This is a genomic window from Exiguobacterium sp. R-17 (assembly GCF_049913315.1).
Lineage (GTDB): Bacteria > Bacillota > Bacilli > Exiguobacteriales > Exiguobacteriaceae > Exiguobacterium_A.
This window is the reverse complement of the sequence record NZ_CP184372.1, coordinates 68,818-83,444: the sequence shown is the minus strand read 5'-3', so window position 1 is coordinate 83,444 and position 14,627 is coordinate 68,818. Positions and strand designations below refer to the sequence as shown.

The following is a 14,627-nucleotide window of genomic DNA, read 5'->3' as shown; positions in this document are numbered from 1 at the left end:
TTCTAAGAACACACGTCTTAAATGACATGGTTAATTAAAAGTTTGATGTCTTGTTGATGTCTTCAGTTTTCAAGGTGCGAGTGTCTCTTGCGAGACGTGAGAGACGAGCTCTCAAAACTGAACGATGGGCATGTCCCGTAAGGGACGTTTTCCTTAGAAAGGAGGTGATCCAGCCGCACCTTCCGATACGGCTACCTTGTTACGACTTCACCCCAATCATCTACCCCACCTTCGACGGCTGGCTCCTTGCGGTTACCTCACCGGCTTCGGGTGTTGCAAACTCTCGTGGTGTGACGGGCGGTGTGTACAAGACCCGGGAACGTATTCACCGCAGTATGCTGACCTGCGATTACTAGCGATTCCGACTTCATGCAGGCGAGTTGCAGCCTGCAATCCGAACTGGGAACGGCTTTATGGGATTGGCTCCACCTCGCGGTCTCGCTGCCCTTTGTACCGTCCATTGTAGCACGTGTGTAGCCCAACTCATAAGGGGCATGATGATTTGACGTCATCCCCACCTTCCTCCGGTTTGTCACCGGCAGTCTCCCTAGAGTGCCCAACTGAATGCTGGCAACTAAGGATAGGGGTTGCGCTCGTTGCGGGACTTAACCCAACATCTCACGACACGAGCTGACGACAACCATGCACCACCTGTCACCATTGTCCCCGAAGGGAAAACTTGATCTCTCAAGCGGTCAATGGGATGTCAAGAGTTGGTAAGGTTCTTCGCGTTGCTTCGAATTAAACCACATGCTCCACCGCTTGTGCGGGTCCCCGTCAATTCCTTTGAGTTTCAGCCTTGCGGCCGTACTCCCCAGGCGGAGTGCTTAATGCGTTAGCTTCAGCACTGAGGGGCGGAAACCCCCCAACACCTAGCACTCATCGTTTACGGCGTGGACTACCAGGGTATCTAATCCTGTTTGCTCCCCACGCTTTCGCGCCTCAGCGTCAGTTACAGACCAAAGAGTCGCCTTCGCCACTGGTGTTCCTCCACATCTCTACGCATTTCACCGCTACACGTGGAATTCCACTCTTCTCTTCTGTACTCAAGCCTTCCAGTTTCCAATGGCCCTCCCCGGTTGAGCCGGGGGCTTTCACATCAGACTTAAAAGGCCGCCTGCGCGCGCTTTACGCCCAATAATTCCGGACAACGCTTGCCACCTACGTATTACCGCGGCTGCTGGCACGTAGTTAGCCGTGGCTTTCTCGTAAGGTACCGTCAAGGTACGAGCATTTCCTCTCGTACGTGTTCTTCCCTTACAACAGAGTTTTACGATCCGAAAACCTTCATCACTCACGCGGCGTTGCTCCATCAGACTTTCGTCCATTGTGGAAGATTCCCTACTGCTGCCTCCCGTAGGAGTCTGGGCCGTGTCTCAGTCCCAGTGTGGCCGATCACCCTCTCAGGTCGGCTATGCATCGTCGCCTTGGTGGGCCGTTACCCCACCAACTAGCTAATGCACCGCAAGGCCATCTCAAGGTGACGCCGGAGCGCCTTTCATCACCGGACCATGCGGTCCAATGAACTATCCGGTATTAGCTCCGATTTCTCGGAGTTATCCCAATCCTTGAGGCAGGTTCCTTACGTGTTACTCACCCGTCCGCCGCTCATTCCACTGCCTTCCCTCCGAAGAGTTCCGTCAGCTTCCTGCGCTCGACTTGCATGTATTAGGCACGCCGCCAGCGTTCGTCCTGAGCCAGGATCAAACTCTCCATAAAGTGTTTGACTTGCTCGTTGTTGTGACCGGAGTCACGATTGACGAAGCTTGCGCTTCATTCGTTTTTGTATTCCGTAGAATACGATTTTTGCCTCATCGTTCAGTTTTCAAAGTTCGTCGTGTCGTTTTCAGCGACTTTAATATCTTAACAAGTTATCAACCCGATTGTCAACAACTTTTTTTGATATTTATTTTTGTGTGTCACGACCATTCGCGGCACAAGAAGTAATATACCATGGCTTTTTGAATCGTACAAGCATTTTATTAGAAAAACATTTAAAAACTTTTGTTTACCCGTTTTTTGACTTGTTTATTCCTGTGTTGATTCCAAAAAGAACGCTCCGTTCCTTCTATACAGTATAGAAAGAACAGAGCTCTACTCATTAATTTTGTTGGTGACGCATCGTTGGGAAGAGTAATACATCACGAATCGATGGCGCATTCGTCAACAACATGACGAGACGATCGATCCCGATCCCAAGACCACCCGTTGGCGGCATACCGTACTCGAGTGCTTCAATGAAGTCTGTATCCATTTCATGCGCTTCGTCGTTTCCTGCTTCTTTTTCGACGAGTTGTGCTTCGAAACGTTCACGTTGATCGATTGGATCGTTCAATTCCGTAAAGGCATTCGCATGCTCACGACGGACGATGAATAATTCAAAACGATCCGTAAAGCGTGGATCTTCTGGATTTTTCTTCGCAAGTGGTGATACTTCAACAGGATGACCATAGACGAATGTTGGTTGAACGAGTGTTTCTTCTACTTTTTGTTCGAAGAACTCATTCAAGATATGTCCCGTCGTCATGTGCGACTGGACTTCAACACCGTGTTCATGCGCGAGTTCAAGGGCACGTTCGTTCGAAATCTGTTCGAAGAAGTCGAGACCTGTTGCTTCTTTAACGAGATCTACCATGTGCGCTCGTTTCCAACCGACAGATAAATCGATGACGTCTTCTCCGTAAGTGACTTGTGTCGTACCGAGTACTTCTTGTGCGACGTGAGCAATCAGGTTCTCTGTTAAGTTCATGATGTCTTTATAATCCGCATACGCTTCATAGAGTTCGATCATCGTAAACTCTGGGTTATGACGTGTTGAGATTCCTTCATTACGGAATACACGACCGATTTCGTAGACTTTCTCAAGTCCACCGACGATCAAACGTTTCAAATGAAGCTCAATCGCAATCCGCATGTAAAGCGTCATGTCGAGTGCATTATGATGCGTGATGAACGGACGCGCCGATGCTCCACCCGCGATCGTATGCAACATTGGTGTTTCGACTTCCAAGTATCCGAGGTTATCAAGATACTGACGGATTCCACGAATGACTTTACTCCGCGCGATGAATGTCTCACGTGATTCTTGGTTCGTAATAAGGTCGAGATAGCGCTGACGGTAGCGTTGCTCGATATCCTTTAATCCATGATATTTATCCGGAAGCGGACGTAACGCTTTTGTCAATAACGTAAATGCTGTGACGTGAACAGAGAGTTCACCAACATTCGTCTTGAACACGTATCCTTGGATCCCGACGATGTCACCTAAGTCACATGTCTTATAGATCTCATACGCCTCTTCACCGACGTCATCTTTACGAACATACAACTGAATTTGACCTTGTACATCCTGAACATTCGTAAAGCCAACCTTCCCTTTACGACGTGTCGTCATGACACGACCTGCGATGGCAACTTCCGGTTTCAGTTCAGCCAATTCTTCTTTTGTATGTTCACCAAATGATGCACGAATGCTCGCAGTATCCGTCGAACGTTCAAAACGTGCGCCGAATGGATCGAGACCTTGTTCACGCATGGCGTTCATCTTACTGAGACGCACCTGCATTTGATCGTTCATTTCCATATCCTGACTCACTGTCTTCACTCCTTTTAATAATGGTTCACGACGATTCTCTCGAATAAAAAGCTGCCGGAATGACCGACAGCCCTTTAGAAAACCGATACGCTCATCTTCAATGCAACTAGCGTACCACAAAACGACTCTGTCCGACTATACTTTACCTGTTAGGCATACGCTACGTCTTCTTCGAGTGTCTGCAAGTACTGCTGTAACAGTTCAACGAGTCCCGTATGCGTGTCGATGTTAAATAACGCATTGCGAACGCGACCGTTCCCCTTCATTCCTTTCAAGTACCAGGCGACATGTGTCCGCATTTCGCGCACGGCGAGTTCTTCTCCTTTTAGCGCGACCAGTCGTGTAGCGTGCAAGAGACAAATATCAATCTTCTCGCGCGCCGTCGGTTCTGCCGGAAGCGTTCCTGATTCGAGATACTGGATTGTCTGATACAACATCCATGGGTTTCCGAGAGCGGCCCGTCCGATCATGACACCGTCGACACCAATCTCATCAATCATTCGTTTAGCATCTTGTGGGGTTTGAACATCCCCGTTTCCGATGATTGGAATATTGACCGCTTTTTTTGCTTCACCGATGATGTTCCAGTCTGCGACACCTTCATATTTTTGTGAACGTGTCCGTCCGTGAATGGCAACAGCCTTCGCACCACCCGCTTCTGCCGCTTTGACATTATCCACACAATAGATGTGATGACTGTCCCAGCCGGTCCGCATTTTGACCGTCACCGGTTTATCGATCGCTTGTGTCACCGCATGGACCATCTCATAGACCTTATCCGGATCAAGCAACCATTTCGCTCCAGCATCACTTTTCGTGACTTTCGGGACCGGACACCCCATATTGATATCAATGATGTCGGCATTCGTGTTCGCTTCGACATATCGCGCTGCTTGAACGAGTGTCTCCTTTGAACCACCATAGATTTGAAGACTCAGCGGTTTTTCCCGCTCATCCACGTACAGCATCTGTAGCGTCCGTTCGTTCTCGTACAAGATCCCTTTATCGCTGACCATCTCCGCACAGACGAGTCCCGCGCCGAATTCTTTTGCGATCAACCGAAACGCGGGATTACAGACGCCTGCCATCGGTGCCAAGATGACTTGATTCTTCAATTTGACATCACCAATGTTAAATTCCATTATTGTTCCTCCGCTTCTAAAAGACCACCTAAGCGTCGCACACCGTTTTGTTCTGTCTCTGGTAACTGCTGGTACAATTGCTCGACACTTTGCCCAAGACCAGGTATGACGCATGTTGCTGCCAGTTCCCGTAATGGCGCGAGGACGAATGCCCGCTCTTGCATCCGCGGATGCGGAACGGTTAATCCTTCAAGGTCAATACGTTCTCCCCCATATAACAAAATATCTAAATCAAGCGTCCGCGGTCCATTTTTGAACAGACGCTCGCGTCCTTCTAGCTGTTCGATTTCCTGCAGTCGCTCAAGTAAGACATCCGCCTCGTCCGTCGTTTGAATCCGGACGACCATATTATAAAATAAATCCTGATCGAGATACCCGACAGGTACAGTCTCATAAATGGAAGAGACCTTTACATCATGAACAGACGATAAGGCTCTCAGGCGAGCGATCGCTGCTCTTAAGTGAGCCGCTTTATCGCCAATGTTTGAACCGAGTGCAATGTAAGCTTCCTTCATGCATAGTCCCCCCGGAGTCGATTGATCTCGACTGCCACATGTTCATAATGACCAGCAATCGGCGGATCCGGTTTGATAACTTTGATCGACGCTTCTTCAATCCGTCCGTCTAACGCAAAGACTTCTTTTGCAATACGATCCGCCAAGGCTTCGACGAGTTGGAGCGGTTCTCCTTCGACGACACGTTTTGTCGCTTCATACAATTCAGCGTAATTGACACTTTTCGTCAAATCATCCGTCCGACCGGCTTCTGCCAATGCAAGTCCGATCGATAAGTCGACATTGAAGCGTTGACCGAGTTTCGTCTCTTCTGCAAATACACCGTGATACCCATAAAAACGCATTCCTGTTACATGAATTCGATCCACCGTCATTCCCCTTTCGTCGCAGCTAACATGATGTCCATCATCTGCGCTGCCCGTTTGACTTCTTTGACGTCATGTACACGCACCCAGTCACATCCTTGTTGAATCCCGTAGCAAACCGTAGCAATCGTTCCTTCAAGTCGTTCTTCCGTTGGCAATCCAAGCGCGAGACCAATCATCGATTTACGGGACGTTCCAAGTAAAACCGGATACCCGAAGTCCGTGACGATGGACAGGTAACGCATCAAGTACAAGTTCTCTTCCTGCGTTTTCATGAATCCAATCCCTGGGTCGAGCCAAATGTGCTCTTCCGCCACGCCTGCCTGTTTCGCTAACCGGATTGATTCCTCAAGGTCAGCACGGACTTCCGCAAGCATATCTGTTCCATGCGCCGTTTCCCGATTATGCATTAAAATGATTGGTACTTCATACTGCGCAGCGACCTTGACCATCGAACGATCGCCCCACTTCGAACCCCATACGTCATTGATGATGTCCGCTCCTGCTTGAATAGCAGCTTCTGCGACGACCGGTTTATACGTATCGATCGACACGAGGACGTTCAGCTCTCGTTTGATGCGCTTAATGATCGGTAAGACACGAGCGAGTTCTTCTTCAACTGACACGAACGCCGCACCCGGTCGTGTCGATTCTCCACCGATATCGATCGCATCTGCTCCATCCGCGACAAGCTGACGCGCTTGCCGCATCGCTTGCTCGATATCAACATATTGTCCACCGTCCGAAAAAGAGTCCGGTGTCACGTTCAAAATACCCATGATGTAAGTCATGGTTGTTCCCTCCTTGTTGTCACATGTTCGACAGATTGATCGAAGAGTTTCATAATCTCCGCATATGCTGTTCCGTTGATTCCGGGGAAAGGGCGTCCGTCAAGTGACGAAATGGCGACCGCTTCCTGAACGGAATTCGTATAGATGATCTCATCTGACTCTTCGAGCTGTGGTAAATATGCCAGACGTTCTTCGACCGGTAAATGTTGCATGAGGAACTGACGGGTAATCCCATTCAATGCACCGGTCTCAAGGGGCGACGTATACCATGTACTTCCGTAACGCCAAAAGATATTTGACGTAATGCCTTCACAGACATGACCTTCCTTCGTCAAGAACAGCCCTTCTGCTTCTGGATTGAACAATTGACGTTTCGCGACTAGATTGTTCATGTAATGATGTGACTTTAAGCGATATGTCGTTTCCGGCGTACTGCGCGGCAAACGAATCGTCTCGAGTGCACGTTCCGCCCGTTTTCGTGGAGCGATTGGTTCCGCATAGATCAACACGGTTGGCGTATCGTAAGGGTCAATTGATAACCCAATCTCACGCGGACCAGCCGAAACATTCAACCGGATATAGAGATCGTTCGCCTCATATGCTTCATATAAATCTTGGATTGCTTGCCGTAAGGCTTCCCGATCATACGCTAACTGTATCCCGAGTGCGACACAACTCATCCGCAAACGTTCGATATGATCATCGAACAAAAACGGATGTCCGTTATACGTCCGAAACGTCTCGAATATACCCATCCCGTAGACGAATCCATGATCAAGTGGGGAGATTCTTATCTCTTCTTCTCGTTTGATGATTCCGTCATGCCAGAGATACATAATGCGTCAACTCCAAGAAATTTTTTAACATCTGTTTACCGTCTCGTGTCAAAATCGCTTCCGGGTGGAACTGGACACCTAAAATCGGTAACGTCCGGTGACGGAGTGCCATGATCTCTCCGCCGACTTCCGCTGTCACTTCGAGTACTTCCGGGAATGTCTTACGTTCAACGACAAGTGAATGGTAACGCGTCACCGGTGTCGCTTGTGGGATCCGTTCAAAGATCCCTTGTCCGTCATGCGTCAGTGGCGAGACTTTTCCGTGCATCAATTCCTTCGCTCGGATGACTTTACCACCGAATACTTGCCCAATCGCTTGATGACCCAAGCAAACTCCTAGGATCGGTACCTTCCCCGCAAAATAAGCAATCGCCTCTAAACTGATCCCCGCTTCATTCGGTGTACAGGGACCCGGCGAGATGACGAGATGATCGGGCTGCAACGCTTCGATTTCTGCAAGCGTAATCGCGTCGTTGCGAAATACCCGGATGTCTTGTCCAAGTTCGCCGAAATACTGGACTAAGTTATACGTAAAGGAATCATAGTTATCAATCAATACAATCATCGTGTTCCCTCCGCCGTTTCTTTTGTTACCCATAACGCTTTGGCTTTACTGAGTGACTCTTCGTATTCACGTGCTGCGTCCGAGTCCGTGACGACTCCAGCACCTGCTTGAACATATGCCATCCCGTCTTTTGCGACGAGTGTCCGAATCAAGATGTTGAAAATGACATCATCCGCCCAACTGATGAAGCCAAGCGATCCAGTGTAGATGCCACGCCGGATCGGTTCTAGTTCCTCGATGATTTCCATCGTCCGGATTTTTGGCGCGCCGGTGATCGTCCCACCTGGGAACATTGCAGCGAGCACTTGACTCCCGGAGTGTTCCGGAGCCACTTCGCCTCTGACATTTGAGACGATATGTTGCACGTGGGAGTATTTCTCGATCACCATCAGCTCATCGACATGGACCGTACCATAACGACTAACGCGCCCTAAATCATTACGCTCTAAATCAACGAGCATCACATGCTCTGCCCGTTCTTTTTCGTTATCGAGTAAGGTTTTCGCGAGTCGTAGATCCTCCGCTTCATCCTTCCCGCGTGGCCGTGTTCCCGCAATCGGACGCGTTGCTAACGCATCACCTATTTTTTCGACGAGCAACTCAGGTGAGGCGGACACAAGTGTTAAATCCTCATCTGCGAAGTAACCCATGTATGGAGAAGGATTAATTTGTCGTAATACATCATACAGATGTTCCGCTGTCGTCCCAAGCGGTTCTTGTTGACGGACGGACAAATTGACTTGGAAGACGTCACCATCCTCAATATACGATTTAATCCGGTGTGCCGCTGTCATGAACGCTTCCTGTCCGAAAGCTCGTTCTCGTTCGCCGGATGAACCGGTTGTTGTAAACTGCGGTCTATTTGTCTTGACGCACCAACGCGCGACTTCTTCTTCAAGAATCTGTGTTGCTTCCTCTGCTGTGTCTCGCGTCACGGCAATGAACAATTGTTTCGTTTCCTCATCAAACACAGCAACTTCATCGTACCAGTAGAACGATAGATCAGGTGTTTGTAAATCATCCATCGCTTGCTCCGGTAGCTTTTCTAAATAACGGACAGCATCATAACTGACATATCCGGCAAATCCACCAAAGAATGGCGGCATTCCATCCGGTCGGATGGATTCACGTTCGACGCGGAGTCGTTCGAGTAGATCAAACGGGTTTGCCGTCGACGTCTCGACTTTTCCATCTGTCTCAATCGTCGTCATCCCGTCCTTTGTCCGGACGTATCCGACAGGACGAGTCGCCGCCATCGTACACCGTCCGATTCGACCGCTTTCGAGCCAGACGTGTCCTGTTGTTCCAATCGTCTGTTCGACATACCGATTGTAGAATTGTTCTTTCGTCCATGGTATTGCTTTATATTTCGTCTGTCGCATACGCGTCCTCCACTTCACACTATTCTGCTCTCATTATACGCAAAAAAGTACACGGAAGCCGAATGACTTCCGTGTACGTATGATGGATTACTTCGATTGATCTGCTTCTTCCTCGACTTGATACAGCGGTGTACTTAAGTACCGCTCACCATTCGAAGGAATGATCGCGAGAACATTTTTTCCTTTGCCGAGACGTTTTGCCGTCTTCAGTGCCGCTGCAATCGCAGCACCTGACGAGATACCGCCTAAGACACCGTTCGTCTTCGCTGCTCGGCGTGCGTGATCAAATGCTTCTTCCGTCGTGATTTGCTCGACACCATCATAAATATCTGTATCGAGAATCGACGGTACGAATCCAGCACCGATACCTTGCAGTTTATGCGGCCCCGGTTTACCACCTGATAAGACCGGTGAATCCGTTGGTTCAACAGCAATGATTTCAATGCCTTGGAAAGCATCGCGCAACACTTTACCAGCACCCGTGATCGTTCCACCGGTTCCGATTCCCGCGATGAACGCATCGAGTTGCATACCTTCGAACGCTTCGACGATTTCAGGACCTGTCGTTTTTTCATGAACGACTGGATTGGCACCGTTATTGAATTGTTGCGGCATGAAGTAACCGTGCTCTTCCGCTTCCGCTGTCGCGCGAGCGATCGCACCCTTCATCCCTTCAGGACCTGGCGTCAAAATCAATTCCGCACCATAGGCGCGAAGCAACGTCCGACGTTCCATGCTCATTGTTTCCGGCATGACGAGGATGGAACGGTATCCCTTCGCCGAAGCGACCATCGCTAGTCCGATACCCGTGTTCCCACTCGTCGGCTCGATGATCGTATCTCCCTCTTTAAGTTGACCTGCTTCTTCTGCCGCTTCAATCATTGATAACGCGATCCGGTCTTTTACGCTCGATCCAGGGTTCATGTACTCCAGTTTCAGATATACATCTGCATCCTCAGGACCCGTTAGATGATGTAACTTGACGATCGGTGTCCGACCGACTAAATCTAATACTGAATTCGCAATACGCATGACCATTCCTCCTCATTAGTGAACCGCTTGAATTCCAAGTAATCCGATAGATTAATTATCAGCGGACTGGATGAAATCTGTCAATCAAAGCGTTTAACTTCCGGCTTTTTTCCATCCTTTGTCTGGCGCTCGACCGCTTCTTGAATCAAACGATCGATTGTCTGCTTCTCTTGTTCCGTTCGCATCGTCTGATAGACCATTGCTCGGGTGATTTTTTCATCACCGACTTCGGCGATGACATCCTCAAGCGGACCACCAATACTGTCCTGAACGATTTTAGGAGAATCGACCTTAGGGAGCTCACCCATGAAGGCATAAGCGCCGGTCATGAAATTCGTCAACAATAAGATGAAGATCAACATCCACAAGTACTTAGGTTGTACATTCCCCATATCGGATCCCTCTTATGCTCTTTCGAGTGATTTTTCGCGAAGTTCCTCTAATTCTGGAACATCATAGTGATAATGCTCTGAACAGAAGTGACAAACAGCTTCCGCGCCACCATCTTCATCAATCATCGCTTGAATCTCATCTGGTCCAAGGGCAATAATCGCTGTTGCTAATTTGTCGCGGTCACACGTACATTCGAATGACACCGGAATCGTATCAAGATGTTCGTAGTCACCGAGAACGAGTTCTAACATTTCTTCGGGTGTTTTTTCCTCACCGACGAGAATGGAGATTGGTTTAAGAGCTCCGACACGTTTTTCAAGCGCTGCGATCGTCTCTTCCGATGCACCCGGCATCAATTGAACGATCAACCCACCTGCTGCAATGACCGATTCGTCTTCTGGGTAAACGAGAACGCCAGCTCCAACGACTGATGGACTTTGTTCCGATACAGCGAAGTAATACGTGAAGTCTTCGCTGATCTCACCGGTTTGAATCGGAGATTGACCACCGACAAAGTCACGCAACCCGAGATCCTTGATGACAGAGATGTTTCCGCGACCGACCGCTTCACCGACTTTTAATTTCGTCAGACCGTCTGCATTGACGTACGTATCCATCTCGACGCGGGGACGACTGACATATCCACGAACGACCCCTTTTGCATCGGCATCGACGATGATTTTTCCGATTGGTCCATCGCCTTCGACTTTTAATGTGACACGTGTATCGCCTTTTTGCATCGTACCCATCATCGCGCCGATTGTTAGTGTCCGACCGAGCGCTGCCGTGACGACCGGTGTCGTCTGGTGACGAAGTTGTGCTTCATAGACCGTTTTTGTCGAACGGATCGCAAATGCACGAACTTCTCCGTTGAAGCCTAACGCCCGTACTAAATAGTCATCTTTTAATTGTGCTAATAATTCTTCCCGTTTCATCTTAATCCCTCACTTATTTCGTTCGTAGATAATCCGTAATCCATCTAACGTCAAGAATGGATCGACGATCTCAATCATCGTGGATTCCTCGCTGATTAGTCGGGCTAAACCACCGGTCGCAATGACCTTCGCTTCACCCATTTCTTCTTTCATCCGGTGAACGAGTCCGTCCACCTGCGCCACATATCCGAAATACGTACCCGATTGCATCGCATGGATCGTATTTCGTCCGATGGTTGACTGCGGTTTCGCAATTTCAATTCGCGGCAATTTTGCTGCCTTATTATAGAGTGCCTCGGTCGCAACCATCACACCCGGTGAGATGATGCCACCGTAATACCGTTTTTGTGCATCGATGTAACAGTACGTCGTCGCTGTTCCAAAATCGACGATGATCATCGGTCCCTCGTATTTCGCCGTCGCCGCTACTGCATTGACGATTCGATCGGCTCCCACTTCCCGTGGATTATCGACTTTTAAATCGAGTCCTGTCTTGATTCCTGGTCCAATCAAAAACGGACGGCGTTTAAAGTAACGCACACACATATTTTCTAGTGGAAACACGACGGGGGGTACGACAGATGATAACACGATTCCCTCGATTTCTTCCACGTTTAGCTCTGCGTCACGAAACAACGCTTTGACGAGCATACCGTATTCGTCCGTCGTCCGTGTCCGGTCTGTCGCAATCCGCCAATGCTCGATCAACTCTTGTCCTTGATAGACACCTAAGACGATATTCGTATTTCCGACATCGATGACTAAAATCATTTGCTTATTTCCCCGCTTCTTCTCGATTTTCATGCTTCTTTTTATATTCCGTCGTTTCACGCTCGGAATGATATACGTTGTGATTATACCATGCTCGTATGGTCACACCTACCGATGTGTATTCGCTCGATCTGTAACAAAAAAGAACGGATTCGATGCGAGATCGAATCCGTTCCATCCGTTTACACTTGATCGTCGCGACGCGGCGTATCTGGTGTATCCGTATCTACATTTTGTCCTTCGTCAACGACTGAACCCATTTGCGTTGGAGACTCTGTCGGTTGATCGACGGTTGCATCTGTCGATTCCGGTGCTTTCTCTTCTGCTTTTGGAGTCGTTGCTTCTGGTTCATGTTTTTTGTATTCGCCTGTCTCTAAGAGATGGTGAATTTGTTTTTGATCAAGTGTTTCGACTTCAAGCAACGTCGTTGCAATCAAGTCGAGCTGATCGCGTTTCTCAGTCAAGATATCTTTCGCTTTTTGGTAACAGCGGTTGATGATCGCTTGGATTTCCGTATCGATCTCGTGTGCAATCGCATCCGAGTAATTCTGTTCGTTTTGGAAATCACGGCCGAGGAAGACGTTACCGCTTTGACCTGATCCGAATTGAAGCGGTCCGAGTTTTTCACTCATTCCGAACTCCATGACCATTTTCCGTGCAAGACCTGTCGCACGCTGGAAGTCATTGCTTGCTCCAGTCGAGACTTCTCCGAAGACGATGTCCTCTGCAACGCGACCACCGAGCAATCCAGTAATCTTATCTTCGAGTTCCGGCTTCGTCATGAAGTAACGATCTTCTTTTGGCAACATGACGACGTATCCGCCCGCGTTACCACGAGGAACGATTGTTACTTTGTGTACTTCGTCCGCATCGTCGAGCGTGACACCGATGATCGTATGTCCAGCTTCATGCCATGCGACGATCTTTTTCTCTTTCGGCGAGATGATCCGGCTCTTCTTCGCTGGTCCAGCGATAACACGGTCAATCGCTTCTTCGAGATCAACGATCGAGACCTTATCACGATCTGCCCGAGCGGCAACAAGTGCTGCTTCGTTTAGAAGGTTTTCAAGATCCGCACCCGAGAATCCAGGCGTCCGTTGTGCGATGGCTTTTAAATCAACCGTTGAATCAAGCGGTTTGTTCCGCGCGTGTACTTTCAAGACTGCTTCACGACCGACGACATCTGGACGATCAACCGTGATTTGACGGTCAAAACGACCTGGACGGAGTAACGCAGGGTCAAGAATATCAGCACGGTTCGTTGCTGCGATCATGATGATGCCTTCGTTTTCACTGAATCCATCCATCTCGACGAGAAGTTGGTTCAATGTCTGCTCACGCTCATCATGTCCACCACCGAGACCTGCGCCCCGTTGACGACCGACAGCATCGATTTCATCAATGAAGATGATACATGGTGCGTTTTTCTTCGCGTTTTCGAACAAGTCACGAACACGTGATGCCCCGACACCAACGAACATCTCAACGAAGTCAGAACCTGAAATCGAGAAGAATGGTACGCCAGCTTCACCAGCTGCAGCACGCGCGAGCAACGTTTTACCTGTACCTGGAGGACCCACGAGGAGAACCCCTTTCGGAATACGGGCACCGAGCTTCGCGAATTTACGCGGATCTTTTAAGAATTCGACGACTTCGACGAGTTCTTGTTTCTCTTCGTCTGCGCCGGCTACATCATCAAACGTAATCTTTTTCTTCTCTGTATCGTAGAGGCGTGCCTTCGATTTCCCGAAGTTCATGACGCGACCGCCACCACCGCCACCTTGTGCTTGATTAATCAAGAAGAAGAAGAGGATGAAGATGATGATGAATGGAACGATCGTCGTTAATAACGCGATCCAACCACCATTCGTTTCTGCTGCCTTGAAGTCCATCTTGACTCCTTGGCTTTTCAATTGCGTGTAGAGATCCGTTAGTTCCGTATCAACAGCCGGTACGACTGTTTCATACGTCGAATCTTTTGCACGCAAATCTCCTGTCACATTATACGTCTGGCCTTCATACTGGAAGGTAGCCGTCTTGATTTCACCTTTTTCAACAGACTCGACAAACTGTGTGTAATTGATTTCTTTGCTTTTGTTCACTGGACTCTGCAAGTATTGCAGAAACAAGATCAAAGCTAGAAAAATGACCCCAAACACGAGGGTATTCTTCACTGCTCGGTTCATCTTATGCCTCCTCTCCGCATCCATCTCGTTTTTCTAATGGATGAATACGAATCCTGGCGCGACAGGGCGCGCTTTGTAATTGGTTTCATCTTATCATGGGACAGACGAGATTAAAAATA

General features: G+C 48.8%; 13 protein-coding genes and 1 rRNA gene. All 14 read right to left on the bottom strand.

The features are described from left to right. Nucleotides 1–157: 157 nt before the first annotated feature. Nucleotides 158–1,719: ribosomal RNA gene (locus ACN9MT_RS00460) — 16S ribosomal RNA — on the bottom strand. A gap of 382 nt (nt 1,720–2,101) precedes the next feature. Further along, the gene (gene lysS / locus ACN9MT_RS00455; protein WP_426273434.1) at nt 2,102–3,583 is read right to left on the bottom strand and encodes a lysine--tRNA ligase; all 1,482 of its coding nucleotides are present in this window, start codon (nt 3,581–3,583) and stop codon (nt 2,102–2,104) included. A gap of 161 nt (nt 3,584–3,744) precedes the next feature. After that, nucleotides 3,745–4,737: a tRNA dihydrouridine synthase DusB gene (dusB, locus tag ACN9MT_RS00450; RefSeq protein WP_035413287.1), complete on the bottom strand. Its 993-nt coding sequence runs from the start codon at nt 4,735–4,737 to the stop codon at nt 3,745–3,747. Next, nucleotides 4,737–5,252: a 2-amino-4-hydroxy-6-hydroxymethyldihydropteridine diphosphokinase gene (gene folK / locus ACN9MT_RS00445; protein WP_426272578.1), complete on the bottom strand. Its 516-nt coding sequence runs from the start codon at nt 5,250–5,252 to the stop codon at nt 4,737–4,739. Before folK ends, dusB begins: the two co-directional genes overlap by 1 nt. Continuing rightward, nucleotides 5,249–5,620: a dihydroneopterin aldolase gene (folB, locus tag ACN9MT_RS00440; RefSeq protein ID WP_035413281.1), complete on the bottom strand. Its 372-nt coding sequence runs from the start codon at nt 5,618–5,620 to the stop codon at nt 5,249–5,251. Before folB ends, folK begins: the two co-directional genes overlap by 4 nt. 2 nt (nt 5,621–5,622) lie before the next feature. Then, complete coding sequence (gene folP, locus ACN9MT_RS00435) at nt 5,623–6,408, bottom strand: dihydropteroate synthase (protein WP_035413278.1); 786 nt, start codon at nt 6,406–6,408, stop codon at nt 5,623–5,625. Further along, nucleotides 6,405–7,244 carry an aminotransferase class IV gene (locus ACN9MT_RS00430; RefSeq protein ID WP_426272577.1) on the bottom strand — a complete coding sequence of 280 codons (840 nt, stop codon included), beginning with the start codon at nt 7,242–7,244 and terminating at the stop codon, nt 6,405–6,407. Before ACN9MT_RS00430 ends, folP begins: the two co-directional genes overlap by 4 nt. Next, nucleotides 7,228–7,809, bottom strand: a complete 582-nt coding sequence (locus ACN9MT_RS00425; protein WP_426272576.1) for an anthranilate synthase component II — start codon at nt 7,807–7,809, stop codon at nt 7,228–7,230. Before ACN9MT_RS00425 ends, ACN9MT_RS00430 begins: the two co-directional genes overlap by 17 nt. Continuing rightward, nucleotides 7,806–9,191, bottom strand: a complete 1,386-nt coding sequence (locus ACN9MT_RS00420) for an anthranilate synthase component I family protein (protein WP_426272575.1) — start codon at nt 9,189–9,191, stop codon at nt 7,806–7,808. The genes ACN9MT_RS00425 and ACN9MT_RS00420 overlap by 4 nt, the downstream gene beginning before the upstream one ends. Before the next feature lie 87 nt (nt 9,192–9,278). Continuing rightward, nucleotides 9,279–10,223 (bottom strand): cysteine synthase A, encoded by a 945-nt coding sequence (cysK, locus tag ACN9MT_RS00415; protein ID WP_056062013.1) that lies wholly within the window; start codon nt 10,221–10,223, stop codon nt 9,279–9,281. 80 nt (nt 10,224–10,303) lie between these two features. After that, nucleotides 10,304–10,615 carry a hypothetical protein gene (locus tag ACN9MT_RS00410; protein ID WP_035413262.1) on the bottom strand — a complete coding sequence of 104 codons (312 nt, stop codon included), beginning with the start codon at nt 10,613–10,615 and terminating at the stop codon, nt 10,304–10,306. A 12-nt stretch (nt 10,616–10,627) separates the two neighbouring features. Then, nucleotides 10,628–11,551, bottom strand: a complete 924-nt coding sequence (gene hslO / locus ACN9MT_RS00405; protein ID WP_023466563.1) for an Hsp33 family molecular chaperone HslO — start codon at nt 11,549–11,551, stop codon at nt 10,628–10,630. 9 nt (nt 11,552–11,560) lie between these two features. After that, complete coding sequence (locus tag ACN9MT_RS00400) at nt 11,561–12,322, bottom strand: type III pantothenate kinase (RefSeq protein WP_035413293.1); 762 nt, start codon at nt 12,320–12,322, stop codon at nt 11,561–11,563. 182 nt (nt 12,323–12,504) lie between these two features. Further along, nucleotides 12,505–14,508: an ATP-dependent zinc metalloprotease FtsH gene (gene ftsH, locus ACN9MT_RS00395; RefSeq protein WP_035413259.1), complete on the bottom strand. Its 2,004-nt coding sequence runs from the start codon at nt 14,506–14,508 to the stop codon at nt 12,505–12,507. Between the last annotated feature and the right edge of the window lie 119 nt (nt 14,509–14,627).

Bases quoted from the DNA above. Each gene is read 5' to 3' on its own strand.
- lysS (WP_426273434.1), bottom strand. From the start codon at position 3,583: ATGGAAATGAACGATCAAATGCAGGTGCGTCTCAGTAAGATGAACGCC.
- dusB (WP_035413287.1), bottom strand. From the start codon at position 4,737: ATGGAATTTAACATTGGTGATGTCAAATTGAAGAATCAAGTCATCTTG.
- folK (WP_426272578.1), bottom strand. From the start codon at position 5,252: ATGAAGGAAGCTTACATTGCACTCGGTTCAAACATTGGCGATAAAGCG.
- folP (WP_035413278.1), bottom strand. From the start codon at position 6,408: ATGACTTACATCATGGGTATTTTGAACGTGACACCGGACTCTTTTTCG.
- ACN9MT_RS00430 (WP_426272577.1), bottom strand. From the start codon at position 7,244: ATGTATCTCTGGCATGACGGAATCATCAAACGAGAAGAAGAGATAAGA.
- ACN9MT_RS00425 (WP_426272576.1), bottom strand. From the start codon at position 7,809: ATGATTGTATTGATTGATAACTATGATTCCTTTACGTATAACTTAGTC.
- ACN9MT_RS00420 (WP_426272575.1), bottom strand. From the start codon at position 9,191: ATGCGACAGACGAAATATAAAGCAATACCATGGACGAAAGAACAATTC.
- cysK (WP_056062013.1), bottom strand. From the start codon at position 10,223: ATGCGTATTGCGAATTCAGTATTAGATTTAGTCGGTCGGACACCGATC.
- ACN9MT_RS00410 (WP_035413262.1), bottom strand. From the start codon at position 10,615: ATGGGGAATGTACAACCTAAGTACTTGTGGATGTTGATCTTCATCTTA.
- hslO (WP_023466563.1), bottom strand. From the start codon at position 11,551: ATGAAACGGGAAGAATTATTAGCACAATTAAAAGATGACTATTTAGTA.
- ACN9MT_RS00400 (WP_035413293.1), bottom strand. From the start codon at position 12,322: ATGATTTTAGTCATCGATGTCGGAAATACGAATATCGTCTTAGGTGTC.
- ftsH (WP_035413259.1), bottom strand. From the start codon at position 14,508: ATGAACCGAGCAGTGAAGAATACCCTCGTGTTTGGGGTCATTTTTCTA.